We start from the raw sequence: 24,032 nt of genomic DNA on the forward strand, positions 1-24,032 counted from the left end.
AGGCAGGATAGTTGTCGCGTTTTCCAGATGCTTTTTGCAGGCTGGGATAAAGCCTTCGTTCAACCGATCCTTCCATTCACTTCCGCCCTGCAGCTGCGAGGCAGCTCCGGGCGTGCGGCTTTACGGCGGCACGCCCGAAAAGATAGCGCCGCTTGATGTTTGCGACGACGGGCGGGGCAACGCTGAAACGGAAGGAAGGTTTGCTATGCACAAGCTGAAGAGGGGAGCGTTTGCGCTGGTCGTTGCCTTGGCGATGATGTTCGCGCTGCCGCTCTCCGCCCACGCCGCCGAAGGCGACGTGGCGAAGATTGGGGACGTGGGGTACGCCACGCTTGATGACGCGGTGGAAGCTGCAGAAGAGGGCTCGACTATCGAGCTGCTTGCTGACTGTGAGCTGACGAAGGGTTTCAACAAGACTCTTACCTTCAAGGGTAACGGCAAGATTGAAATAAACAAGCAGCTCACCAGCAACGGTGAAGGCTGGATGTGCTTCGGTCTGAACGATTCCTCTCGTGTGCTGACGTTCGATGGTGCGGGCGTATCGGTAGAGTGGAGATCTCCGGAGGGCCCTACGCCATGGCTCATGCTCTCGTTGTCGGGAAAGCTTGTCGTGACAAATGGCGCATCGTTCAAGATGACGGTGGGAGGAGAAAGCACCACCGAAAACAGGGACTCTCGCAATGCGATATACATGAACGCGGATTCGGAGATTGCCGTTTCCAATGGCTCGACCTTTGAGATTTACGGACAGAATACCGCTGGTAAAGAGGGCCAGGGCCTGCAGCTCGACACCGCGGGCGCCGCAAAAGTTACCGTTACAGGAAACAGTACATTCCTGATCGACGGCACGAACCGCGGATACGTCAACAGCCCGGAGATTTACGTCAAAGATTCGACCTTTACCGTGAAGAACTGCACGGCTAATGCTTCTAATGGCGGCAATTTTACCGCGGTAAATTCCAAGATTTCTTATATCGATAATGCCGGTCATGGTCTTTCCGCAGGTGATGTCGTTCTTTCCGAGAACACCTATTTCCTCTCAGAGGGTAATGGCTACTACGGAATGTACGCGTCGGGCAAATTCGCTGTGGACGGTTCGTGCACGGTTGACGTCAAGGGTAATTCTGGCAGAGGAGATTTCGCAGGCCTGAAGCTCACGAGTGGCGTGACGGATGGTCGTGTAGCAAGCGGCGCGATCGTCAACATTGTCGATAACTATTGCAGCGGCCTGTCGAACAACGGCAAGGTTGTATTTGAAGAGGGCGTTCAGCTCACGATCACGGGCAATCTCAACGACAAGGGCGGCTCGAGTCATGGTGGCGGTATTTATAACAGCGGCGCCAATGCGAACCTGACTTTGCCGAGTGACGCAGTGGTCTACAACAACCATGCGGCAACCGATGGCGATGACATTTACAACAACACGACAAGCACCATTAGCTTCTCCAATGTCGGTAACGGTTGGAAACTCGATGGGGTTGGCATCAATGGGGCTGTCGATGACTGCGAGGACGAAATCGACGGCTGGTATCTTGACGGTGCGGTTGTCAATGATGGCGCTATAGAGTTCGACTCTGCTAAACGTTGGGAGGCTCATAACGCACCGCTCTATGCCGAGAAGTTCGACCCGGAGCAGATTGCGAGCGCCGAGGCTGCTTCTCCCATGAGCGTGCTGGTCTCTCTGCTTGCCGATGATCAGGACAATGGTGACGCCGATGCCAATGCCAATGACTATGCAGTAACGGGGCCCCTGGCCCTCAAGGCGGCTCATGATCTCCTGCCGCTCGAACCCGGCGATTCGGATGAGCCTGACTGGACCACGTCCAAATCTAAGACGGCGACCAATCTGGATGAGAATTACGAATCTGAGGTAACCTTGTCGCTTCCCTCGGCTGAGGTCGAGCTGGTTTCCGATGTTGTCTTTGTTCTCGACAAGTCGACGAGTGCCGACTTGGAGGATGAAGCAATTAAGATGCTTGCTGACCTTAACGGTCAGATTGAAGAGTCCGGCGCAAAAGTAAAAGTCGGCGTTGTTATTTTCAACAAGAAAGCAAACGTTCAACTGCCGCTTACTGAGTTGACTGACGACAATCTTTCCGAGATTGAGAACGCGATCAAGTTTGATATTTCTTCGGGCACAAACACCCATGCCGGCTTGCTTGCGGGTGTGAAGATGCTGGATGAGGATACGTCGGTGGCTGACACCCGGAAGTATCTTATCTTCGTGAGCGATGGCATCACCTATATGTATAACGAGAGCCCGACCGCGATTGGACTCCAGAACGGGGATAAAACTAATGTGTTTGCCGGCCCCGATAACTGGAAAACAAAGTACGACTCGAACGAGGCGCCTGCGAATTGGAATGAATGGCTCGAGGAGGTTGGCCAGCAAATAATGGCCGACGGCGACCAGTATGATTTCCCATACGAAGGTCCCTACGAGAGCTTCATCTCCTACGATGACCGTTCCGACCATGCAATGTCGATCGATAAGGCGCTGTGCCTGACGCAGCAGGTCTATCAAGAGGCTTCGGAAAAGTATCACTGCTATGCGATGAAGGCGTCGACGAACGCCGATCATCCCTGGGCATCTTCGTTCATGGATTTCTTGGCGAACGGGAAAGAGGTATCTTTCGATTCCATCAAGAACGACATCTACTATCTCCTCGATGCCGGTTCTAGGGTCGTTGACTACATGGGAAATGGTACGGACGACAAGGGCTCCCTCTACAACTTTGACTTTGTGAATAAGGTCGAGCGCCTAAGCCTCACGGTTGGCAGTGAAGAGAACGGCAACAAGCAGATGCTTGATGTTGCGCCCATCGATAATGCCGATGGGTCGACGGCGGCTTATGGCTTCGGAGAGAAGATTGTCTCGGGCGAGCAGGCCGGCAAGTACCCGTACGAGCTCTATTACTACGCCGATAGTGCCGAGGGTGCCAACGATGAGCACTTTGTCTGGAAGATCAACGTGCCGGTGAGCAACTTTGCTCCCGTGCAGCTGACCTATGCGGTGCGACTCACGAATCCCGCTGAGGACAACCAGCAGCATGGCGTCTACGATGCGGACGGTGATTCCGGCTCGACTGCCTTGTATACCAACAACGAGGCTACGCTATATCCCGTTGACAGTAACGGCAACGAGGGCCTGCCCGAGAACTTCCGCAAGCCTACGGTGAGCTATGCGGTCGGTACGGTTACCGTGACTCCTGCCGATATCACTATCTACATGGGTGGCGATGAGGGCTACGAGGGCGTCGTAAGCGGTGAGAATGGCGAGTACACTTCTAGTAACTCGCTGCCCGAGCCTGGCTTCTTCTTTACGCTGCCGGATTACATCAACCAGGCGTTTGTCGATGCTGACCTTGCCGACGATCTTGACGATCCTGCCGATCTTTCAGGGTACATGACGATTTATACCGAGGGCTACGACGTCGAGAATGGTGAGCTGCACTGGAAGCTCGAACGCTACGGCGACAACACTTCTGTCGGTAGCGTCGATGATTCGAATGCGAATGGCAAGTTCATCTACCGTATCGTCCCTGTTCTGACCGACGAGCAGGAGGCGGCCGGTATGGAAGCCGTGCCCGTTCGTCTGCGGTTCACCTCTGAGGATGGTCAGACGTTCACAAACGACACCTTTAATCCGAGTGAAGTTGATAGGCTGTATCAGCAGTACACGATGAAGCTCTACACGGAACTCGTTGAGAACGATCAGGTTGTATTTGAAGTCAAAATCCCTGAGAGCGAGAATTACGCGGGGGCTACGTATCGCACTAAGATGGCGCTTGGCGAGGGCGAGCTCACCATCCGCTACGTTACGGGAGAACAGGATGATGTGGTTACCGATGTCGTGACGAGCGATGACGACCTCGTCGAGGCTGTGGCGAAGAACCCCGGCAAGGCTTTTGCTCAGCATCCTGCAGATACGACCTACTACATCAACGACAGCCAGGTTGACGTTGCTGGCGAGGATGTTGCCCCGTCTCTGCTTTTCGATGATGTCGTGAGTGGTGACGACGCTGGCACCGATGAGAACTACGCTGGCTTGCTCAAGGATGCAACCGATGAGGCTCTTGCTGCCGAAGGGGTAACCTTCTCCAATCCTCAGTATCAGGCAAAGTACCTCGATCTGGTCGATGCGAACAACGGCAACGTGTGGCTGACCGCGAGCGAGCCCACGACGGTCTACTGGCCGTATCCGACTGGGACTGATGAGAACACCGAGTTCCACCTCGTGCACTTCGAGGGTCTCGACCGTGAGATGGGTACCGGCGAAATCGAGGACGAAGTTTCCGGCGCTAACAAGACCGTGCTGAACGTGGAGAGGACTCCCTACGGCATCAAGTTCACGGTAAGCGACTTCTCGCCGTTCGTGCTGGTCTGGGATGGCGACTCGGATGAGCCGGATCCCGACCCGACGCCGGATCCCGATCCCAAGCCGGACCCCGATCCGACGCCTGATCCGGACCCCGATCCCACTCCTGATCCGGATCCTGAGCCCGAACCCACGCCGGATCCTGAGCCCGAGCCGACGCCGGACCCCGAGCCGACTCCCGAGCCCGAACCGACTCCTGATCCGAAGCCCACGCCTGAGCCCACGCCGGAGCCGACCCCGGCGCCCGATCCCACCCCGACCGACTCCGACAAGCCTTCGGGTAGCAACATCCCCCAGACAGGAGATGTGGCGGGTGCCGTCATTCCGCTGATCGCGCTCGTCGGTGCCGGCACTGCTGGCGTCGGTATCACCATCCGTCGTCGTCGCAAGTAGCACGACTCCGATCAAAGCGTCTGCTGCCTGCACGCTGACCCGCGCAGCGCGACGCCGCGGTGCAGCCATCCGGGCGATGTCTGCACCGCCTAACCCCGAAGCCACGCCGGGATGCAATCCACCCGGGTGAGCTTATAGCGCCCGGCTCATGTGTTCGAGTCGCGTGGCGCCGTCCGGTTCATACCCGACCCGTGAACCGGACCTGTTGGCCCGGCACCAGATCCGACCCCTGGTGCCGGGCCGTTTTTGTTTCGACGCTCAGCATGCTTCAAGCGGCGGGACTGATCGCTTCCGCCCGCATCGCTCGTGCCAACGAAAAGTTCACGATGCTGCAATATGACGGTATCCCGATAGCCCCGCTTTCTACATGCAGTGGCCAAATGAGCTGCGCTCCCGGTGGTTCCCACAGCTCGAATGGGAGGAGCAACACAACATATAGTGGTACCGTTCACGGATGCAAACAATATGTTGGCAAACCTTCAAGCTCACCTTGATAGAATCAGTATCGCTGGCCACCGCGGTGCCGCTTCGCTCGAAGCACCGCCGCGCCGTCCGCAAGCTCAAAAACATGTCCACGCGACGTGACACACTTTACCTACCCGATGGAAGCGAGGTAGCTGATGGCCAAGACGATTGACGAGCTCATCACCCGAAGGTTCACGACCGCCCTCGACGTACCCGAAAACGCAGGTAAAACCGTCTACGACCTGTTCGAGTGGACGACCCGCGACGTGCACCTGACCGACTACAAGACCGGTAGAGTCCTGTGCGACATGCACGATCTGGAGTTCCCCGCGCGCTATTCGCAAAATGCCGTGGACATCATTGCGTCCAAGTACTTCCGTCGCGCTGGTGTGCCGGGCTGCGGTCACGAGACCTCGATGCGCCAGGTTGCCCACCGCATGGTCGACTTCTGGGTTGCCGCGCTCATCGAGGAGGGCCTGGTGGCAGAGGGCGAGCAGGCGCAGATTCTTTACGACGAACTCGTCTACATGATTCTGGACCAGCGCTTTGCCCCCAATTCGCCGCAGTGGTTCAACACGGGCCTCGAGCGCTCGTACGGTATCAAGGGCGAGCCGCAGGGCATGTTCTACGTCGATCCTTCCACGGGCGAGGTGGTGGAGTCGGCCGACCAGTACACCCGCACCCAGGCGAGCGCCTGCTTCATCGTGTCCGTCGAGGACAAGCTGCTGGGCGACCACTCCATCTCCGATGAGTTCGTTACCGAAACCAAACTGTTCAAGGGCGGCTCGGGCACCGGCTCCAACTTCTCCGCGCTGCGCGCCGAGGGCGAGAAACTCTCGGGCGGCGGCGTGTCGAGCGGTGTCATGAGCTTCCTGCGCGGGCTCGATCGCAATGCCGATGCCATCAAGAGCGGCGGCACCACGCGCCGTGCGGCCAAGATGGTGTGCCTGGACATCAACCATCCCGATATCGAGAAGTTCATCACCTGGAAGGCGCGCGAGGAAGACAAGGCGCTCGCCCTCATGAAGATGGGCTACGACGGCGACATCAACGGCGAGGCGTATGCCACCGTGTCGGGCCAGAATTCCAACAACTCGCTGCGCATCGACAACGAGTTCATGAAGAAGGTCGACAACCTCGAGGCGGATCCGGACGCCACGTACCGCCTGCGCGGGCGCGTCGACCCCACGAAGGACACCGATGTTTCGGTGGCCCACATCTGGGACGTCTTCAACGAGAGCGCTTGGCGCTGCGCCGACCCCGCTCCGCAGTTCTCCGACACCTTCAACGAGTGGCATACCTGTCCGGCGGGTGAGGACGGCCAGGTCGGTGCCCCTTACAATCGCCTGAATTCCACGAACCCCTGCGGCGAGTACGCGTTTTTGGACGATTCGAGCTGCAACCTCGGGTCCATCAACGTCTACCGCTTCTTCGACCCGGCTACCGGCGCGTTTGATGTCGAGGGCTACGAGCATGCCATCGATATCGCGCAGCTGGCGCTCGAGGCATCGATCGAGTGGGGCCAGTTCCCCACGCGCGATATCGCGCGCCGCACCTACCGCTTCCGCGCGACGGGTCTTGGCCTGTCCAACCTGGCGAGCCTGCTCATGGCAAACGGCGTGCCCTACGATTCTCCCGAGGCCCGTGCGCTCGGTGCGGCGCTCGTCGGCACGCTGACCGGTCGCAGCTACGCTGTCTCCGCGCTGATGGCCGCCAAGGTGGGGCCGTTCGATTGCTTTGAGCTGAACCGTCCGCATATGATGCGTGTCATTCGCAACCACGCTCGCGTGGCCGGTGCGCGCACGGATGAGTACGAGAACCTGACGGTGCAGCCGCCCGCGGTGGACCTTGCGCTGCTCGACAGCGTGGGTGCCGGCAATCTTGGTCAGGCGCTCGTCGCGTCGTGGAAGCGCGCCGAGGAGCTCGGCGAGAAGTACGGTTACCGCAACGCGCAGGTGAGCGTCATGGCACCGACGGGCACCATCTCGTTCGCCATGGACTGCGGTGCCACTTCCATCGAGCCGTTCTTCAGCCACATGATCTATAAGAAGCTCTCGGGCGGCGGTTTCATGACCATCGCGAATCCGGTGATCGGCGATGCCCTGCGGCGCCTGGGCTATGCCGAGGACGAGGTCGAGGAGATCTTGGCCTACGTCCAGGCGGTCGATGACAAGGGCATGATCGTCGACGGCAAGATCGAGGGCGCCCCGCACCTGCGCGACGAGCATCTGGCGATCTTCGACACGGCCAACACCTGCGGTACGGGTGAGCGCTACATCGATCCGCGCGGTCACGTGCTTATGGTGGCTGCCATGACGCCGCTCATTTCCGGCGCCATCTCCAAGACGGTCAACCTGCCCAACTCCGCTACGGTCCAGGATTTCAAGGATGTCATCATGCTTGCCTGGAAGACCGGCTGCAAGGGCATCACGCTTTACCGCGACGGCTCCAAGAACGCCCAGCCGCTCAATACCTCGCTTGATGGAGACTCGGGCGAAAAGGACCTGGGCGAGCTGTCCTACGAGGCGCTGCTTGAGTACGCGCGCGGCGCGAAGGAGCAGCTGGCAAGCGTAAAGCCTGCCGCCGAGCGCCGCCGCATCATGGGCATCCGCAGTGGACACACGCACCTGGCGCAGATCGACGGAGTGAAGATCTACACCACCGTGAACCGCAACGAAGATGGCGACATCTCCGAGCTGTTCGTGACCACCGATCGCGAGGGCACGACCATCATGGGCCTGCTCAACTCGCTGTCCAAGACCATCTCGGTCATGCTGCAGTACGGCATTCCCGCTGAGCGCATCTCGAAGATGCTGCGCGGCCAGATGTACGAGCCCTACGGTTTCGTGCAGAGCCATCCCTACATCAAGTACGTGAACTCCATCTCGGACCTCATCTCCAAGGTGATCGACATCGAGCTGGGCGACTACACGCGCGTGCAGGTCAAACCCGAAGGCTGGGCGCAGGTTGCGGGTGCCGTGCCCGCGCCGGCCGCCGCAGCGCCCGCTGTTGCCGACCCGCTGTTCGACGACGAGCCTGCGGTGAGCGATGAGGAGCTATCGCGCCTGACCGCCGCCAAGCAGGACGAGCTGCTCGAGGAGACGGGCACCTTCGATAGCAAGGATCGCTACACGACAGCCTTTGTGAACAAGGCGGTTCACGACACGGCCATCCACGGCGAGCGCCTGTACGATGGCAGCACCTGCCCCAACTGCGGTAGCTCTCGCATGGTCCAAAACGGCACCTGCAAGGTCTGCATGGACTGTGGAACTACCACCGGCTGCAGCTGATTTTAGGTTGATCGATCCCCACGACCGGACTCCAGCACCGCATCTTGCCCCTCAATCGTCGGGCATGGCCTCAAGGCCTATGCCCTCCTCTTTCGGGGCAACCTGCGGCACTGGAGCCGGTCGTCTCCGTGGTAGGTTGACTGATCCCAGCGACCGGCTGAGGCACCGCACCTTGCCGTTCAAGCCTTCGGGCGCCGCACGCTAGGCGTGCGCCTTCGGCTTTCACGGCAATCTGCGGCACCTCAGCCGGCCGTCTCCGTTGTAGGTGACGACAAGATGGGGCCAGGTACAAACTTGTCGGTAGCGTGACAGTTAGGACGGTTCCCAGCGTCATGCTTTCGGGTCGGACGGGCCTGGGTGCATGCCTGCCGATTGTCTATGTGCGCCTTCGGAACGTTTTGCGCCGTTTGACTGTGCGCTATCGGAACACCTTGGGGCGTGGGATGTTCCGATGGCGCACAGTCGATGGCAGGTGATGTTCCGAAAACGCACAGTCACGGTCTCCGACAAGATGGGGCCAGGTACAAACTTGTCGGTTGTCCGCCGTGCGCGAGATGTTGCCGTGAAAGTTCGGGACCTGTCCCCAAACTTGCAGAAAGCCGCCCGGCGCGTGGGGGCGCCGGGCGGCTTCAGGAAGAGGGGACAACGCGATGCGCGCTCTTAGCGCTCGAGCTTGATGACGACTTTGATATCAGAGTTGACCTCCGCCTTGAAGGTATCCGGGTCGTCCATGCTGCCCGCAACGCTGCCGTAGTGCGTGGGGATTGCGACCCGCGGCGAGATGGTGTTGATGAGCGTCGCTGCCTGATGCGGGTCCATCGTGTAGGTGCCGCCGATGGGGATGAGGGCGATATCGCACGAGATCTCGGAGTTGTCGGGGTTCTGATCGGTGTCGCCGGCGATGTAGATGCGGCTGCCGTCGACGGTCAGCACGTAACCGACCCACTCGCGAGGCTTGGGGTGGAATCCCTGGCGCTCGGGCTCAACGTTGTAGGCGGGAACGACCTCAACCGCGATGTCGGCGAGTTCGAGGCGCTGTCCCGCTTCCACCGAGCGGTAGGGGAGTCCCGCCCGGGAAGCGTCATCCGCCATCGATGCCGGCGCTACGAGTTCGGTGCCCTCCTTCGCCACGCGTGCGATGTCCTCGGGCGAGAAATGGTCGTAATGCGCGTGGGTTACCAGCACGAAGTCCGCATCGTGCGTCTCGTCAGTAAGGTTGTACGGGTCTACATATACGACGGTGCCGGCATTGCTCTGAATACGGATGGCGCTATGCGTCAGCACGCGGATGTTATCGAGATTGAACGTGTTTGCCATGGCTGTCCCTTCTGTGCGGATACGGGAGCGGGGCGGCAACGTGCCCACGCTCCCTTTGTACCCGGGACGTGGCAACGGTATCGGGGCAAGCGCGCTCAACACGCGATGCTTACAGATTGGTGATGTGCCCAGGGGCTATGCGCCTCGCTGCGGCGTCCTACGCACCCAGCTTGCGCCACGCCAGGTATGAATACACGCCTGCAAAGACGGTCGCCCCGAGAATCGAGACGAGCATGACGGCAAACGCGACCTCGTGGAGCGTTGTGGCAAACAGCGCCGCGATGAGCGTCGCTATACCCGCTGCGATGAACACCGGTCCCGATGCACGATGCGTGCGGCGCCAGACCTCTTCGCTGGCAAGCGTCCAGGGCGTGCGGATTCCGAAGGTAAAGTTGGGCCGGACGCGCGGAAGATAGTTGCCCAAGCCGATAAACAGCAGGCCGAAGATGCCGAAGAGAGCTGTGTTGATGAGCCCTCCGTCAGGCGAGAGGTATCCCCAGGCGGTGAGCGGGCCGATCCAGGTAACGGCTATCATAAGTAGGCAAATTGCCGCCGTGAACGTGCGGTAGATGCCGGAGAACCGCTCGAAATTGTGCCGTTTGGGGTCGATGCGCGGGACGACAAACATCAGGCCGGTCATGATCAGCGGCATGAACGCGAGTCCGATGGAGACCTCCTTGTCGTTCCAGTCGTCGACGGCGCCCGAGATTCCCCAGTGGGTGGGAAGCTGGTCGGGCATGGTGGGAAGCAGGAGCACGAACACGATGATGTTGATAAGGGCGAGCGCCGCAAGGACGCTCCAAAACGCGAGCTCGCCTTTAGAAAGGTGCTGCTTCATTGCTGGTGCTCCTTGTCCGTGATGTCGTAGAACCAGGCGATAATGCCCTGCAAGACGGTGGTTTCCAGGCTGTAGACGACATTGCGCCCATGGCGCTCGGAGCTGACGAGTCCCGCCTCGCGCAAGACGTCGAGATGGTGGGAGAGTGTCGCCTTGGTCATGTCGAAATGGGCCCCGATTTCCCCGGCGGTGAGGTCGCCTTCGCCCAGCAGCTCGAGAATCCGCCGCCGCGTGGGGTCGGATAGCGCCTTGAATCCATCTCCAGCCATAGAAACCTCCCTTCGTCGGGCAGTATACCCTAATAGTTAGAAAATCATCGAACTAATCGGGCAAAGCGGGCCGATCTTGAGCTCCCATGTGGACTGACGGTGCGGTGGACCCACGATTTCGCTGCGACGTGGCGCTCGCAGTGAAAGTTAACCACTATGAACAGCCGGTTTTCAGTACATCTTTGCTGCACTCGTGAGTACAACAAGATAACCGGAACATGGTCAAGCCTCTGACCTGCGGTATTACGAGTTCTGAACACGTGCAAAACCCTGGCTACTTCGCAGGATGCCAAAGATATGCTGAAAACCGGCTGTTCATATTGGTTAACTTCTGAATATGCGCTTCCGGAGGCGGCGCGAACCGTTCGAAGTTCGTTCCGGAGGCACATTACCCGTTTTTCCCATCTATCGGGTGGCATGGACCGGCGCATTTCCCCGTACCTTTGAGATGTGTTTTGGGCGAGCCGGATGACTCGGCCAGCTCGTCCGCCACGCCGTTCCTAACCTCGAGATAAGGAGGAAGCGTAGCATGAAAAGACGGGTATTCGGACTGCTTTGCATATTGGCGCTCTGCTTCGGCCTGCTGCCTGCCAGCGCCTTCGCCGTGGAGAAGGGAGCCTATGTCGCCTTAGGCGACAGCATCTCAGCGGGCTACGGTCTCGAGGAAGAGGAGCTGTCGTTCCCGGAGGTTATCGTCCAGGACATCGACGTCGCGCTTACGAATTACGCGCAGCCTGAAGGGTGGACCTCGGAGAATCTGCTCGCCCAGCTGCAGGACAACACGGATGGCGTCATGGATGCAGTCTCCAACGCCGACATCATCACCATCACCATCGGCGGCAACGACCTCATGGATGCGCTGTATGCGTATCTCGCTGCGGTGCTCGGCGAGGATGTGAGCCCCGACTACGTGCGCGAGATGCTTGAGAGCGGAAGCGCCGACCTGGCTGCTCTGGTGCAGATCATGGAGAGCATCGACGCCTTCCCGATGTCCGGGCAGGCCTCGGCGGCTCTGCTGCAGCTCTCGGACAACCTGGGGGCGGCGCTGACCCTGATTCGCGATGCGAACGTCGACGCGACGGTCGTCATCGTGAACCAGTACAACCCGTACGGGCACATCGACAACCCCGCTGCCGCCCAGATCGTCGAGGCTGTCGACGAGGGCGTAAACCAGCTGAACGCGGCGCTCAACATGTTCTGCGCTCCGTACGACGTGATCATGGCGGATGCGTACGGCGCTTTCGAGGCGGCCGAAGAGAACCCGTGTGATACGTATTACTCGTATATCGACGACTTCAACCTCGATTTCCATCCTAACGCCTACGGCCACCAGTTGATCGCCCTGGCCGTTGAGGATGCGCTGCCCAGCACCGAGCCTCCCTTTGCGGACGTCTCCGCGGACGACTGGTATGCCGAATCGGTCACCTGGGTGTGGCAGAGCGGTTACATGAGCGGATACGACGACTCCGATCTGTTCGGCGTGAACGACGTGCTGACCCGCGCGCAGATGGCTACCGTGCTGTACAACATCGCAGGTAAGCCCGAGGTCGAGGTCGGCGCGCTGCCTTCTGACTGCGACCCGAACGCCTGGTACGCACCTTATGTCTCCTGGGCGCTTGAGGTGGGTGCGTTCAACGGTTACGGCGATGGTTCCACCTTCGCTCCGGATGACGCACTGACCCGCGAGCAGGCCGCATGCGTGATCATGAACGCTGCCGGCCACCTGGGCGCCGACATTTCCGCTCGCGCTGATCTTTCGGTTTATCCGGACGCCGGCCAGATTCACGACTGGGCTACCGACGCCATGTCCTGGGCCGTTGCAGAGGGTATTCTCAGCGGCGCGGAGATGGACGATGGCTCCCGCGAGCTGCAGCCGACCCGCGATTGCACACGTGCCGAGATGGCTGCGATCCTGATGAACCTCATTGCGGGCGCACAGGGTTAACGGCTGAACGCATGTCTCATGCAAGGGGGTCCTCGCAAATGCGGGGACCCTTTTCGTGACGGGCCCGCTTTCCGCACGACCTGCTACGCTGGTACCACGGTACACGGCAAAGCAGAGGAGGGCACATGGAGTATCGCGAGATCGGCCATACGGGGCTCAGGGTAAGCGAGATCGGCTTCGGTGGCGAATGGATGGACGGCACGCCGGAGCTTACGCGCGAGGTCGTGGCGCGGGCGAACGACGCCGGAATCAACATCCTCGACGTGTGGATGCCCGACCCGACGCGCCGGTCCAACCTGGGCGATGCCCTGCGCGATCTGGGCTTGCGCGAACAGTGGGTCATCCAGGGGCATCTGGGTTCCACGTGGCAAAACGAGCAGTACGAGCGCACGCGGGACCTCGCGCAGGTCAAGCCCGCATTCGAGGACCTGCTCGTGCGCTTTCATACCGACTATATGGACCTCGGCATGATTCACTATGTGGATCAGGCGGAGGAGTTCGAGCGCATCATGGCCGGTCCGTTCATCGAGTACGTTCGTGAGCTGCGCGCATCGGGGACCATCCGCCATGTGGGATTGTCGACCCACAACCCGCAGGTGGCAAAACGCGCGGCGGCAGACCCTGAAATCGAGATGATCCTGTTTTCCATCAACCCGGCCTTCGACATGATGCCGGCGACCGAGAACCTCGACGACCTGTTCGGCGAGGCAGGCGAGCAGAGTGCTCTCGACGGCATGACGCCCGAGCGCGCCGAGCTGTACGGCCTGTGCGAGCAGGCGGGTACGGGCATCACCGTAATGAAAGGGTATATGGGCGGGCGCCTGTTCGACGCCAAGACCTCGCCGTTCGGCGTAGCGCTCACGCCGGTGCAGTGTCTGCACTACGAGCTGACGCGTCCGGCGGTGGCGAGCGTGATGGTGGGCTTTACCACGCCCGATCATGTGGACGCGGCGGTGGCTTACGAGACCGCGTCGGAAAGCGAGCGCGACTACGCCCGCGTGCTGGCCGATGCCCCGCGTCACGCCTATGTGGGCCAGTGCACGTACTGTGGTCACTGCGCGCCGTGCCCGCGCGGCATCGATATCGCCGCGGTCAACAAGTTCTACGATCTGGCGACCATGTACGACACGGTGCCGGACTCCCTGCGCGAGCACTATCGGGCGCTGGGCGCGACGGCGGCCGACTGCGTTGCCTGCCGTGCCTGCGAGAGCCGTTGCCCCTTCGGCGTGAAGATCGCGGACAAGATGGCGAAAGCGGCCGAGCTGTTCGGCTGCTAAGGATCGAATTCGAGTGAACGGGACGGGGCCCGCTTCGCAGCGAAGCGGGCCCCGTTCAGGTGTGCGTCGTGTTTGGGCGGTCTACGCGATGCGGTACACGTAGTCCTCCTTGCGCGGCTTAGGCTCGGGTTCAGGCCCGTCGGCATAGCCGACGATGCAGTTGCCGATACCCTCGTACTCGCTGGCATCGATGCCCAGGCCGGCCAAGATGGCCGCGCCTTCCTCCGTTTCGAATTCCTCCTTGGCGCGGTGGATCCAGCAGCTCGCGAGCCCCAGCTCGTGCGCGGCATTCAGCAGGTTGCCCATCACGAGGCTGCCGTCGTAAACATGGGTGGGCACATCCTTGCGGGCCAGCACGACGAGCACGACGGGCGCGCCGTAGAACGGATCGGTATCGGCGCCCATGATGCTCGCGTTGAGCTTCGACAGCTGGTCGCGCACCTCTTTGTTCGTGATGGCGACGATGATGGGGGACTGGCTGCCCATGCCCGTAGGGGCGAAGGTCCCGGCCTCGAGCATCTTGTCGATAAGCTCCGCGGGCACCGCATCGGGTTTGTAGGCGCGGACGCTGCGGCGTGTGGTCAGGCAATCAAGCGTGTTCATAGCTGCCTCCTAGCATTGGGTTGACACCCTCTTATGTACCCAACGACGCAGACGACAGCCGCGACAGCCGCCGGCCACGGTATGTTCTGTGGGCGGCTAGCCGTTAGAGTCCTGGGACGCCAGCTCCACGACGTGGGCACCGGTGCGCTCGAGCTCCTCGGTGGCAGCGATCAGCGCTTGGATGTCGGCGTCGGTCATCTTGCCGGGCTTCTTGCGCAGGCCGCGCGCCACGTTCGCGCATGCGGCCTTTACACGCTTCTTCTCGTCGCGGTCGATGCGCTTGCCGACACGCGCCAGCGCGCTCTCGACGGTCGCCAGCTGGCGGTGGGCGGCATCCACAGCACCAGCGTTCTTCGCGCGCACCGCGTCCTCCTCCGCATAGCGCTCGGCATCGCGGATGGCGGCGTCGATCTCGTCATCGGACATACGGCCCGAATCGGTGATGGTGATGGACTGCTCGTTGCCGGTCTTGAGGTCCTTGGCCGACACGGTCAGGATGCCGTTGGCGTCGATGTCGAACGTGACCTCGATCTGGGGCACGCCCGCCATCGCGCGCTTGATGCCGCCCAGCTTGAACTTGCCGAGCGACTTGTTGTCCTTCGCCATGGGGCGCTCGCCTTGCAGCACGTTGATCTCGACGCTGGTCTGGAAGGCGGCTGCGGTGGTGAATACCTGCGAATAGTGCGTGGGCAGCGTCGTGTTGCGGTCGATGACGCGCGTGGCAACGCCGCCGACGGTCTCGATGGCGAGCGACAGCGGTGTCACGTCGAGCAGCAGGATGTCGGTGTAGGGCACCAGACCCTCGCTGGCGGTCTCGAGGGTGTTCGCCTGGATGGCGGCGCCCAGCGCCACGCACTCATCGGGGTTGATGGAGTTCGAGGGCTCGTGCCCGGTGAGCGAGCGCACGTGCTCCACCACAGCGGGTATGCGCGTCGATCCGCCCACCAGCAGCACGCAGCCGAGCTCGGAGGTGGCGATGCCCGCGTCGTCGAGCGCGCGGACGACCGGTGCGGAGGTGCGCTCGACCAAGTCGTGCGTCATGCGCTCGAATTCGGAGCGCATGACGGTGACGTTCATGTGCAGGGGCATGCCGCCGCTCTGCATCAGAAACGGCAGGTTGACCACGGTGCTCTGCGCGCTCGAGAGCTCGCACTTGGCCTGACGCGCCGCCTCGCGCACGCGCTGTGCCGCCGAGGCGTCGCGGCGCAGGTCCACGTGGTTCTCGCGTTCGAACGTATCGGCCAGGTGGTCGAACAGCCGCTCGTCGAAGTCGTCGCCGCCCAGGTGGTTGTCGCCCGAGGTCGCCAGCACCTCGATCACGCCGTCGCCGATCTCGATGATCGATACGTCGAAGGTGCCGCCGCCCAGGTCGTAGACCATGACCTTCTGGGGCGTGCCGTTATCCAGGCCGTAGGCGAGTGCGGCGCTCGTGGGCTCGTTGATGATGCGCAGCACCTCGAGCCCGGCGATACGGCCGGCGTCCTTCGTGGCCTGGCGCTGGGTGTCGTTGAAGTACGCGGGCACGGTGATGACGGCCTTGTCGACCGGCTGGCCTAGGTAGGCCTCGGCGTCCTTCTTGAGCTGGCGCAAGATCATGGCCGAGAGCTCCTGCGGGGTGAAGCTGCGCTCGTCGGCCCGGGCGCGCCAGTCGGTGCCCATGTGGCGCTTGACCGAGAAGAACGTCTGATCCGGGTTGATGGCGGCGCGGCGCAGCGCCGGGGTGCCCACCAGGCGCTCGCCGTCGCTCGTGAACGATATGACGCTCGGGGTCGTGCGCTCGCCCAGCGTGTTGGGGATGACCGTCGGGCGGTCGCCCTCCACGGTGGCGACGCAGCTGTTGGTGGTTCCCAGGTCGATTCCGATGGTGGCGGCCATAAGCGGTCCTTTCGTGCGTGCCGTCCGCGGCGGCATCGGCCGCCGGCGGCCAGCGGGTTACCAGTAAAACGGCGTGCAGAACATGCGGCAGAGCGTGGGGCCGCACAGCCACATGCTGCAGCAGAGCAGCTGCGCGTTGGCGCCCGACACGGTGAAGCCGCGCGTCTCTCCCGCCTGCTGATAGCTGCGGCCCGCGCTCGTGAGCGTGGCGAGCACGCGCCGGTACGTGGCGTTGTTCGGATCGAGCTCGCAGGCGCGCTTGATGCTCTCCAGCGCCGCGACCCGCTCGCCGCAGCCCACCTGCGCGCAGGCGCACACGTAGTGCCAGCGGGCGTCGCGGTCGGCGCTCACCGTCTGGCGCAGCGTGTTCAGGGCGTCCTGCGAGCGCCCGGAGCGGATCTCGCCGATGGCCTGGCGGACGGTCGCCGTGTCGCGCGGATCGGCAACGGGCGCCTCGACCGTCTGGCTGCCCGGCTGCGCGCCGCCGTAGAAATCGTTGAAGTCGAATCCGCCGAAGCCCCATCCGAAGGGATCGTACTGGTCGGAGCCGCCGGTGCCCTGGCCTGCGCCATAGGGGTTCCACGCGCCGCCGGTACCGCCGTACGGCTGGCCACCGGCGTTGCGCGCGGCCTCCACGGCGTCGCGGCGCGCGTATTTCTCCGGGTTCATGATGCGGTCGTACGCCTCGTTCACCTCGTTCATGCGGCGCACGGCATCCGGATCGTCGGGATTGAGGTCCGGATGGTTCTCGCGCGCCTTCTTGCGGTAGGCGCGCTTGATTTCGTCGGGACTTGCGTCCTTGCTGACGCCGAGTATGTCGTAGGGATCGCGTGGCACGGAGGGTTCCTTCTAGAGCGGTTGCGGATGCAAAGGGCGCGGTCGACCGGGCTATTCGTCCGGGCGACCATCGTGTGGCTGGGCTTCTGCCTGACCGTACCGCTTGTTGTACGGCCCCCATACGCCCGCGTACACGACGCTGCGCATGAGATGTAGGTCCCGCTCGAGTGGGAGCCTCTCGAAGGCGTCTGCCGCCATGCCAGCGGCGTTCGCGAGCGCGTCGCGCGCGGCGGCGGGGTCGATGCCTGCCACGATGAACGGATTATAGCTGCTACGCTTGCGGTCGCGCTCGACGTCGCAGGCGGCATCCATGAGGTACACGAATGCTCCGAGATGCATGCCGAGGGTCTTGAGCTGTGGGGTCCAGAAATCCTCGCGCCAGGCGAAGATCTCGCCGAGGGCGCGGCCGAAGCAGGCGGCCACCTGGTCGATGCGGTCGCTGCGCTCGCGCTCGAGTGTGCTGATGTGGGCGAGCTCCCGCTCGATGGCCTCGCAGGCATGCGGCGCGCGGATGCGGGCGGTGTCGTAGGAGCGCTTGAGGGCAAGCGCCGCAGCGCGCGAGGGGATGCTCCGGTCGTCCTTCCAGTTATCCAGCAGCTTGTGGTAGGAGAGCGCAACCGAGATATCCGCAGCGTAGTCGGTGCAGATGGACTGCGCATACGCGTGGTTGCTCAGGGGGTGGATGGCGCAGCGCTCCTGCCCGCAATCCTCCGCAGGTTCGTAGAGGGACCCGAGCAACATGACGAGAAAGACCATGTCGTAGGAGAGGCCGAGCTTGCTCGGCAGGTCGTAGAGCTTGCCCAGCGAGCGGCACAGGCCGCAGTACAGCGCCTGATAGCGCTCCTTCTCCTGGGCGTCGAGGTCCGCCTCGCTTGCAAGCAGGTAGCCGTACACGGTCGCTCCCTTCAACGTTTGAGCTGCATGTGGGGTACTACCATTTTGTACGGTACCTTAAGGTATCGCAGCGATTCCACAGGAACGTAAGTAAATCTTTCGATATAGATAGCGACTCCTGTGGATGGGGCTGAACCGCGGCCGTTAGGCCTCCTCCTGCTGCTCGACGAGGGCGCCGGTGTGCGCGAGCAGGTCGGCGAGGGTCGTCTGCGCCAAGCGGTCCTCCAGCGCGCGCTGTGCCGCATCGAGCTCGTCGTCGAGCACGGCGTGGATGTTGCGTCCGACGGGGCAGGCGGGGTTCGGGTCCTCGTGGAAGTGGAAAAGATGCTCCTCGGTGCTCTCGACAGCGCGGTAGATGTCGAGCAGGGTGATCTCGTCGGCAGGACGCGCCAGGGTGGCGCCGCCCAGGCCCATTTCGACGGCTATCAGCCCGGCTTCCTTCAGCTGGCCCATGAGACGGCGGATGACCACCGGGTTGGCGTTGACGCTTTTGGCCAGAAACGTCGATGTTGCGCGCTGGCCCTCAAAATGGCCGACGGCCACCAGCACGTGCGCGGCCATGGTGAAGCGGGTCGAGATCTGCATAGGCGCTCCTTCAGGACAGTCCGATCGAAACCGAGTATAGCGAAGCGCCGCGTGAAAAAACCTCAGGGGTTATTTCACGTCCGGGCGGGGGTCGGTTGACGTATCATCGAAGGCCTATGGGAGGGGAGACACCTATGGCACAGTTCGCAAGCGATACGTCGGGCCGCAGCGCCGCCGATTGGGCGAAGGCGCTCGTCATCCTGCTGATCGGCCTTACCGTGGCGCATCTGGGCGTCACGCTGTTTTTGCAGTCGGCGCTCGGCACCGATACGTTCACCGTGTTCATCCAGGGCCTGTCTCGCGTATTCGGCCTTACGGTCGGTACGGTGCACGTCATCGTGCTGTGCATCCTCATGGTCGTGATGCTCGCCACCACGAAGGGCTACGTCAAGCCGGGCACCGTGGTCTGTGCGTTTTGCGGCGGTCCGATCATCGACCTGTTCACCTGGATGCTGCAGGGCGCCATCAACGAGGCGTCGCCCATGGCGCTGCGCGTCGTGAGCATGCTCGTGGGCTGCGTGGTGCTGGCGCTCGGCATGTCCATCGTCATCAACAGCAACGCGGGCACCGGTCCCAACGACCTCGTGGCCATCATCCTGTCCGACAAGCTCGAGCAGATCGAGTTCCGCTGGGTGCGCGTGGGGTGCGACCTGTTCTTCGTGGCAGCCGGCTTTTTGCTGGGCGGCACCGTCGGCGTGGGTACAGTGGTCGCAGCATTTTGCACCGGTCCGCTCGTGCAGTTCTGGCTGCCCAAGACCGCAGCCCCCATCCGCGCGATCCTAGGCGAGTAAAACCTGACAGTTGGGACAGGGCCCAGCGTTATAAAATCTGGCAAGCGGGTACAACGTGCCAAACGCTTCCGGTTTCATGACACTGGGCCCCGCCCTGGCTGTCAGGTTTTCTGTTCCTGGGAGGGTTGCTATGGATGCGCAGACAGGTGGGTTCATCACATGCCTGTTGTGCGGGCTGCTGGTTGCCGTCACGGGAGTCTACATGCTGGTGACGGGAAACCCCAGCATCATGCACGGCTATCACTACGCGACGACGCCTCTGTCGCAGCGCGCCGCGCTTGCGCGCTGGTCGGGTGCCGGTATGCTCATGGCGGGGATCGGCTGCGCGTTCATCGTCCCGCCCGCCGGTCTGCCCGACTGGTTGGGTATTGCAGGCATTTTGGTACTGATTGCGGGGCTCGGCGTTACCTTCGGCTCGATCGTGCACTTCAACGGCTCGCTTATCTCCTTCAGCACGGCGGATGCGACGAAGAGCAAGGCGTCGCGGCCGCTGGCCATTGCCCCAGGCATGCTCATCGCCATCATAGTCGCTGCTGCAACGGTCATCCCCGGTGCGCTGATGATCGCATCGGGCGATCCCTCGGCGCTGCATGGCTACCATCTGAGCCACGTTGCCGAAGCTGACCGTCCCGCCCTTGCGGCTTGGGTCGGCGCCGGCACCATCGCGCTCGGCCTCGGTCTTGGAATGGCGATCGCCGGCGGCTTCTGCGGCAGCCGGCGTCCCATGCCGACGTGGGCAAAAGTGCTGCTCGGCGTGGGTCTTGCGGGCTTTGCCGCCGGTTTTGCCGTCACACTCGGCGCCATCATCCACTTCAACGGCTCGCTCATGGGCTGACGGTGTTCCGGAGAAGCTGGGCAGCCTGCTTCCGGCCTGCCCTCGCGCTGCCGAAAAGCGGTTCCGACGCGCTGTTCTGCAAAAAGTGGGGACTTTGGACGGCTGCGGGGCGCCGGGTCCGCATAAGCGCCTCTTCTACCTGCGTAAACCGCGAGGTCAGAAGGGTGCCTGTCTCCGCTCGGGGCGCTGAAGACGTCCAGACTCCGGAGTTTTTGCAAAACCAAGCCCCCTTCATCCTGGAATCGTGGCGATCTGGGTGTCTCGGGACGCTCCAGGCAATCTGCGCCATGGGCGCCGTGCCTTGCGCTCGTGGAGCCGCCGGGCGTCTGTGTATCTGCGGCGGGTATACTTGCTGATGGTCATGAGACGACAGGGGAGGAACCACCATGTGGGCATATGAGAGCACGTTCTACCAGATCTACCCCATCGGTTTTTGCGGCGCGCCGCTGCATAACGACGGCATCCAGGCACATCGCATCCGCCGTGTGGCCGAGTGGGCGCCCTACCTGCAGGAGCTCGGCATCGGCGCCGTCCTGCTGAATCCGGTGTTCGAATCGAGCGCGCACGGGTACGACACGCGCGACATGCGTCGCATCGACTGCCGCCTGGGCACGAACGAGGACTTCACCGAGGTCGTGCGCGAGCTTCACGCCCACGGCATCCGCGTGGTGCTCGACGCGGTGTTCAACCATGTCGGCCGCGAGTTCTGGGCGTTTCAGGACGTGCGCGAGAAGCGCTGGGACTCCCCGTACCGCGACTGGTTCTTCATCAACTTCGACGGCGATTCGGCCTTCGGCGATGGCTTTTGGTACGAGGGCTGGGAGGGCTGCTTTGATCTCGTGAAGCTCAACCTGCGCAACCCAGCGGTGGTGGAATACCTGCTCGACTGCGTACGCTCCTGGCGCTACGACTTCGATATCGACGGCCTTCGCCTCGACGTCGCCTACTCCCTCGACCACGATTTCATGCGCCGTCTGCGCCAGGTGGCGAACGACATCACGCAGGCGAGCGAGCCGGGCCGCGACTTCGTGCTCATCGGCGAGACGCTGCATGGCGATTACAGCCAGCTCGTGAACGACCAGATGCTGCACTCCTGCACGAACTACGAGTGCTACAAGGGTCTGTACTCGAGCTTCAACTCGCAGAACATGTTCGAGATCGCGCATTCGCTGCACCGCCAGTTCGGCGGCGACCCGTGGTGCATCTATCGAGGCCTGCACCTGCTGAGCTTTGCGGACAACCACGACGTCACCCGCCTGGCGAGCATCCTCACCGAGCCGCGCTGCGTCCGTCCCGCCTACGGGCTTCTCTTCGGCATGCCGGGCATCCCGTGCCTGTATTACGGAAGCGAGTGGGGCCAGACCGGCAACAAGGGCGCTCATGACGATTACGAGCTGCGCCCGGAGTTCGCCGAGCCTGCGCCCAACGAGCTCACGGACTACATCAAGGGTCTCATCGCGGCGCGCGGGGCGTCGCGCGCGCTCAGCTACGGCAGCTATCGCAACGTCGTGATCACCAACAAGCAGCTGCTGTTCGAACGGGCGGTCGACATGGATGGCGATCATCCCGCCGAGCGCGTGCTCGTGGCGGTGAATGCCGTCGACGAGCCCTTCACCCTGCAGGCGGGCGAGCTCAACGGCACCTTCGCCGACCTGCTGGATGAGGACGCCGAACCCGTCGAGCTTACCGGGTCGCTGGAGCTTGCCCCCTTCGAGGCCCGCTACCTCGCGACAAGATAGTGACAAGATGGGGCCAGGTACAAACTTGTCGGGTGCCGCCTAGCGCTCCTGCACGCTGCCGTCGCGCACCTCCCAGATGCGCGTGGTGCACGCGCTCAGGAACGTGTGGTCGTGGCTCACGAGCAGGAGCGCCCCGGGGTATCCCGCAAGTGCGCGCTCGAGCGCCTCGGTTGAATGCAGGTCCAGATGGTTGGTCGGCTCGTCCATGACGATGAGGACGGGATGGCGCAGCATGTCGGCTGCCAGCATGAGCTTGCGCAGCTCGCCCGGACTCGTGCGGCCTCCCTCGAGGATGCGGTCCGGATCGGAATTGAGCTGCGCCACGGTCGAGAGCACGCGGCCGCGCTCCGCATCGGAGAGCTCCAGCACACCTTGGATTGTGCGCTCGCGTTCGCGCGCATCGAGTTCCTGGGGAATGTCGAGGATGGCGAGGTCGTCGGCCATAAGGCCGCGCAGGTGCGCCAACAGCGTCGACTTGCCCGCGCCGTTGGGCCCCACGATGCCGATGTGGTCGGTGTTGCCCACGAACAGCTCCGGGATGGCCAGGCTACCCGGCCCGCAGGGGATGGTTGCCGCGGGCACGTGCAGCACCGTCTTACGCGGGCTGGGATGCGCATCGACCCAGAGGTCGCCATCGTAGCGCTTGTGGACGAACGCCTGCGCGACGCGCTGTCGTGCGGCCTCCACCTGCGCATTCATCTGCACGGTCTTCTTGCCGGCCGCGCCGTCCTGTCCGGTGTAGATGGCGAGGTCGATCTTCGCCTTGGCCGATTTATCCTTGGGGTCGATATGCCGTTTACTGCGTCGCGCCGTCGCGCGCGCCGCCTCGTGCGCACGCCGGTCCTGTTCGGCAGATAGGCGAGCGAGCTGCTCTTTTGCCGCAGCTCGCTCGCGCGCGGTCGACGTGCGCTCAAGCTCTGCCTGACCGTGCGCCGCCGTATAGCCTCCAGGCCGCACCACGAGCTTTCCGCCGGGCTCGAACGACACGCAGCGGTCGACGAGCGCATCGAGCAGCTCGCGGTCGTGCGACACGAGGATGCCGATGCCGCGAAAGCGCGCCAGGGCGGCTGCGAGCTGGGCTCGCGCGTCGGCATCCAGGTGGTTGGTGGGCTCGTCCGCCACGAGCACATCGGGTCGCTGCCACAGCGCGACGGCAATCTGCAGTTTCTTTCGCTCGCCGAAAGAGAGTTCATCGAAGCGCCAGGGCATGTCGTCCTCGATGCGAAAGATGCGGCGAAGCTCCCGTGCCTCGCGTTCGTAATCGGCAGCGAAGTCGTAGAGTCCCTCGGGGGCAACATCGGCCTCTTGCGGGCACATCGTGCATACGAGTCCGCGCGTGACCGAGCCCGCATCGGGCTCGATGATGCCGCAGGCGATACGCGCGAGGGTCGACTTGCCGCAGCCGTTATCGCCCAGAAGGCCGGTCCAGCCTTCGGGAAACGCAACGGATACGTTGCTGAGAATCGGTTGTACAGAGGAGGGATAGGCGTAGGTCACGCCGGATAGCGTCAACTGCATAGATAAGACTCCTTGGAAGACGGCGGGTGCCGTCGCCGAGCACCCGCGAGCGCGGGTGGAACTCATCAGGTGTGTTTGGTCAAGTCCGTCTTTCTGAAATGATCACGGAAAACTTTCGGGTTTGGGCACGCAACTTTTTCGGGTTCGGTCACGGGCGCGCCGCTAGCTTCCCGACTTGCCCAG

Annotated in this window: 16 protein-coding genes; 7 read left to right on the forward strand and 9 right to left on the reverse strand. The window is 62.5% G+C overall.

The genetic code is table 11. From position 1 onward, the window contains the following. The first annotated feature begins 205 nt into the window (after nt 1-205). On the forward strand, nt 206-4,771 hold the full coding sequence (locus H6A16_RS04965) for a vWA domain-containing protein (RefSeq protein ID WP_204616663.1): 4,566 nt from the start codon (nt 206-208) through the stop codon (nt 4,769-4,771). A gap of 620 nt (nt 4,772-5,391) precedes the next feature. Then, nucleotides 5,392-8,526 (forward strand): vitamin B12-dependent ribonucleotide reductase, encoded by a 3,135-nt coding sequence (locus tag H6A16_RS04970; protein WP_204616666.1) that lies wholly within the window; start codon nt 5,392-5,394, stop codon nt 8,524-8,526. A gap of 660 nt (nt 8,527-9,186) precedes the next feature. On the opposite strand, the gene H6A16_RS04975 is transcribed toward H6A16_RS04970, so the two are convergent. From H6A16_RS04975 to H6A16_RS04985, 3 genes are all read right to left on the reverse strand, one after another. Next, on the reverse strand, nt 9,187-9,843 hold the full coding sequence (locus H6A16_RS04975) for an MBL fold metallo-hydrolase (RefSeq protein ID WP_204616668.1): 657 nt from the start codon (nt 9,841-9,843) through the stop codon (nt 9,187-9,189). A gap of 157 nt (nt 9,844-10,000) precedes the next feature. Next, entirely contained in the window at nt 10,001-10,681 is a 681-nt protein-coding gene (locus tag H6A16_RS04980; protein ID WP_204616670.1) for an SdpI family protein, read from the reverse strand. After that, the gene (locus tag H6A16_RS04985) at nt 10,678-10,950 is read right to left on the reverse strand and encodes an autorepressor SdpR family transcription factor (protein ID WP_204616673.1); all 273 of its coding nucleotides are present in this window, start codon (nt 10,948-10,950) and stop codon (nt 10,678-10,680) included. Before H6A16_RS04985 ends, H6A16_RS04980 begins: the two co-directional genes overlap by 4 nt. 529 nt (nt 10,951-11,479) lie before the next feature. On the opposite strand from H6A16_RS04985, the gene H6A16_RS04990 reads away from it, so the two are divergent. Continuing rightward, on the forward strand, nt 11,480-12,895 hold the full coding sequence (locus H6A16_RS04990; RefSeq protein WP_204616674.1) for an S-layer homology domain-containing protein: 1,416 nt from the start codon (nt 11,480-11,482) through the stop codon (nt 12,893-12,895). A gap of 125 nt (nt 12,896-13,020) precedes the next feature. Continuing rightward, complete coding sequence (locus tag H6A16_RS04995) at nt 13,021-14,172, forward strand: aldo/keto reductase (protein ID WP_204616676.1); 1,152 nt, start codon at nt 13,021-13,023, stop codon at nt 14,170-14,172. Between the two features lie 81 nt (nt 14,173-14,253). On the opposite strand, the gene H6A16_RS05000 is transcribed toward H6A16_RS04995, so the two are convergent. The 5 genes from H6A16_RS05000 to H6A16_RS05020 all read right to left on the reverse strand — a co-directional run bounded on the left by H6A16_RS05000 (nt 14,254) and on the right by H6A16_RS05020 (nt 18,966). Beyond that, nucleotides 14,254-14,775 carry a nitroreductase gene (locus H6A16_RS05000; protein WP_204616678.1) on the reverse strand — a complete coding sequence of 174 codons (522 nt, stop codon included), beginning with the start codon at nt 14,773-14,775 and terminating at the stop codon, nt 14,254-14,256. A gap of 96 nt (nt 14,776-14,871) precedes the next feature. Next, nucleotides 14,872-16,650, reverse strand: coding sequence for a molecular chaperone DnaK (gene dnaK, locus H6A16_RS05005; RefSeq protein ID WP_204616680.1), 1,779 nt, complete (start codon nt 16,648-16,650; stop codon nt 14,872-14,874). Between the two features lie 57 nt (nt 16,651-16,707). After that, nucleotides 16,708-17,487, reverse strand: coding sequence for a DnaJ domain-containing protein (locus H6A16_RS05010; protein ID WP_204616682.1), 780 nt, complete (start codon nt 17,485-17,487; stop codon nt 16,708-16,710). Nucleotides 17,488-17,538: 51 nt separating this feature from the next. After that, nucleotides 17,539-18,381 (reverse strand): DUF5685 family protein, encoded by an 843-nt coding sequence (locus H6A16_RS05015; protein ID WP_204616684.1) that lies wholly within the window; start codon nt 18,379-18,381, stop codon nt 17,539-17,541. 144 nt (nt 18,382-18,525) lie between these two features. Beyond that, nucleotides 18,526-18,966: an Rrf2 family transcriptional regulator gene (locus H6A16_RS05020; RefSeq protein WP_204616687.1), complete on the reverse strand. Its 441-nt coding sequence runs from the start codon at nt 18,964-18,966 to the stop codon at nt 18,526-18,528. A 134-nt stretch (nt 18,967-19,100) separates the two neighbouring features. On the opposite strand from H6A16_RS05020, the gene H6A16_RS05025 reads away from it, so the two are divergent. From H6A16_RS05025 to H6A16_RS05035, 3 genes are all read left to right on the forward strand, one after another. Continuing rightward, nucleotides 19,101-19,757, forward strand: coding sequence for a YczE/YyaS/YitT family protein (locus tag H6A16_RS05025; protein ID WP_204616689.1), 657 nt, complete (start codon nt 19,101-19,103; stop codon nt 19,755-19,757). A gap of 130 nt (nt 19,758-19,887) precedes the next feature. Beyond that, the gene (locus tag H6A16_RS05030) at nt 19,888-20,592 is read left to right on the forward strand and encodes a hypothetical protein (protein WP_204616691.1); all 705 of its coding nucleotides are present in this window, start codon (nt 19,888-19,890) and stop codon (nt 20,590-20,592) included. Between the two features lie 386 nt (nt 20,593-20,978). Continuing rightward, entirely contained in the window at nt 20,979-22,331 is a 1,353-nt protein-coding gene (locus H6A16_RS05035) for an alpha-amylase family glycosyl hydrolase (protein WP_204616693.1), read from the forward strand. Between the two features lie 39 nt (nt 22,332-22,370). Here H6A16_RS05035 and H6A16_RS05040 read toward each other — a convergent pair whose 3' ends face one another. Further along, nucleotides 22,371-23,849 carry an ATP-binding cassette domain-containing protein gene (locus tag H6A16_RS05040; protein WP_204616695.1) on the reverse strand — a complete coding sequence of 493 codons (1,479 nt, stop codon included), beginning with the start codon at nt 23,847-23,849 and terminating at the stop codon, nt 22,371-22,373. Nucleotides 23,850-24,032: the final 183 nt, after the last annotated feature.

Source organism: Collinsella tanakaei (genome assembly GCF_016900375.1).
Taxonomy (GTDB): Bacteria; Actinomycetota; Coriobacteriia; order Coriobacteriales; family Coriobacteriaceae; genus Collinsella.

Bases quoted from the DNA above. Each gene is read 5' to 3' on its own strand.
- H6A16_RS04965 (WP_204616663.1), top strand. From the start codon at position 206: ATGCACAAGCTGAAGAGGGGAGCGTTTGCGCTGGTCGTTGCCTTGGCG.
- H6A16_RS04970 (WP_204616666.1), top strand. From the start codon at position 5,392: ATGGCCAAGACGATTGACGAGCTCATCACCCGAAGGTTCACGACCGCC.
- H6A16_RS04975 (WP_204616668.1), bottom strand. From the start codon at position 9,843: ATGGCAAACACGTTCAATCTCGATAACATCCGCGTGCTGACGCATAGC.
- H6A16_RS04980 (WP_204616670.1), bottom strand. From the start codon at position 10,681: ATGAAGCAGCACCTTTCTAAAGGCGAGCTCGCGTTTTGGAGCGTCCTT.
- H6A16_RS04985 (WP_204616673.1), bottom strand. From the start codon at position 10,950: ATGGCTGGAGATGGATTCAAGGCGCTATCCGACCCCACGCGGCGGCGG.
- H6A16_RS04990 (WP_204616674.1), top strand. From the start codon at position 11,480: ATGAAAAGACGGGTATTCGGACTGCTTTGCATATTGGCGCTCTGCTTC.
- H6A16_RS04995 (WP_204616676.1), top strand. From the start codon at position 13,021: ATGGAGTATCGCGAGATCGGCCATACGGGGCTCAGGGTAAGCGAGATC.
- H6A16_RS05000 (WP_204616678.1), bottom strand. From the start codon at position 14,775: ATGAACACGCTTGATTGCCTGACCACACGCCGCAGCGTCCGCGCCTAC.
- dnaK (WP_204616680.1), bottom strand. From the start codon at position 16,650: ATGGCCGCCACCATCGGAATCGACCTGGGAACCACCAACAGCTGCGTC.
- H6A16_RS05020 (WP_204616687.1), bottom strand. From the start codon at position 18,966: ATGCAGATCTCGACCCGCTTCACCATGGCCGCGCACGTGCTGGTGGCC.
- H6A16_RS05025 (WP_204616689.1), top strand. From the start codon at position 19,101: ATGGCACAGTTCGCAAGCGATACGTCGGGCCGCAGCGCCGCCGATTGG.
- H6A16_RS05030 (WP_204616691.1), top strand. From the start codon at position 19,888: ATGGATGCGCAGACAGGTGGGTTCATCACATGCCTGTTGTGCGGGCTG.
- H6A16_RS05035 (WP_204616693.1), top strand. From the start codon at position 20,979: ATGTGGGCATATGAGAGCACGTTCTACCAGATCTACCCCATCGGTTTT.
- H6A16_RS05040 (WP_204616695.1), bottom strand. From the start codon at position 23,849: ATGCAGTTGACGCTATCCGGCGTGACCTACGCCTATCCCTCCTCTGTA.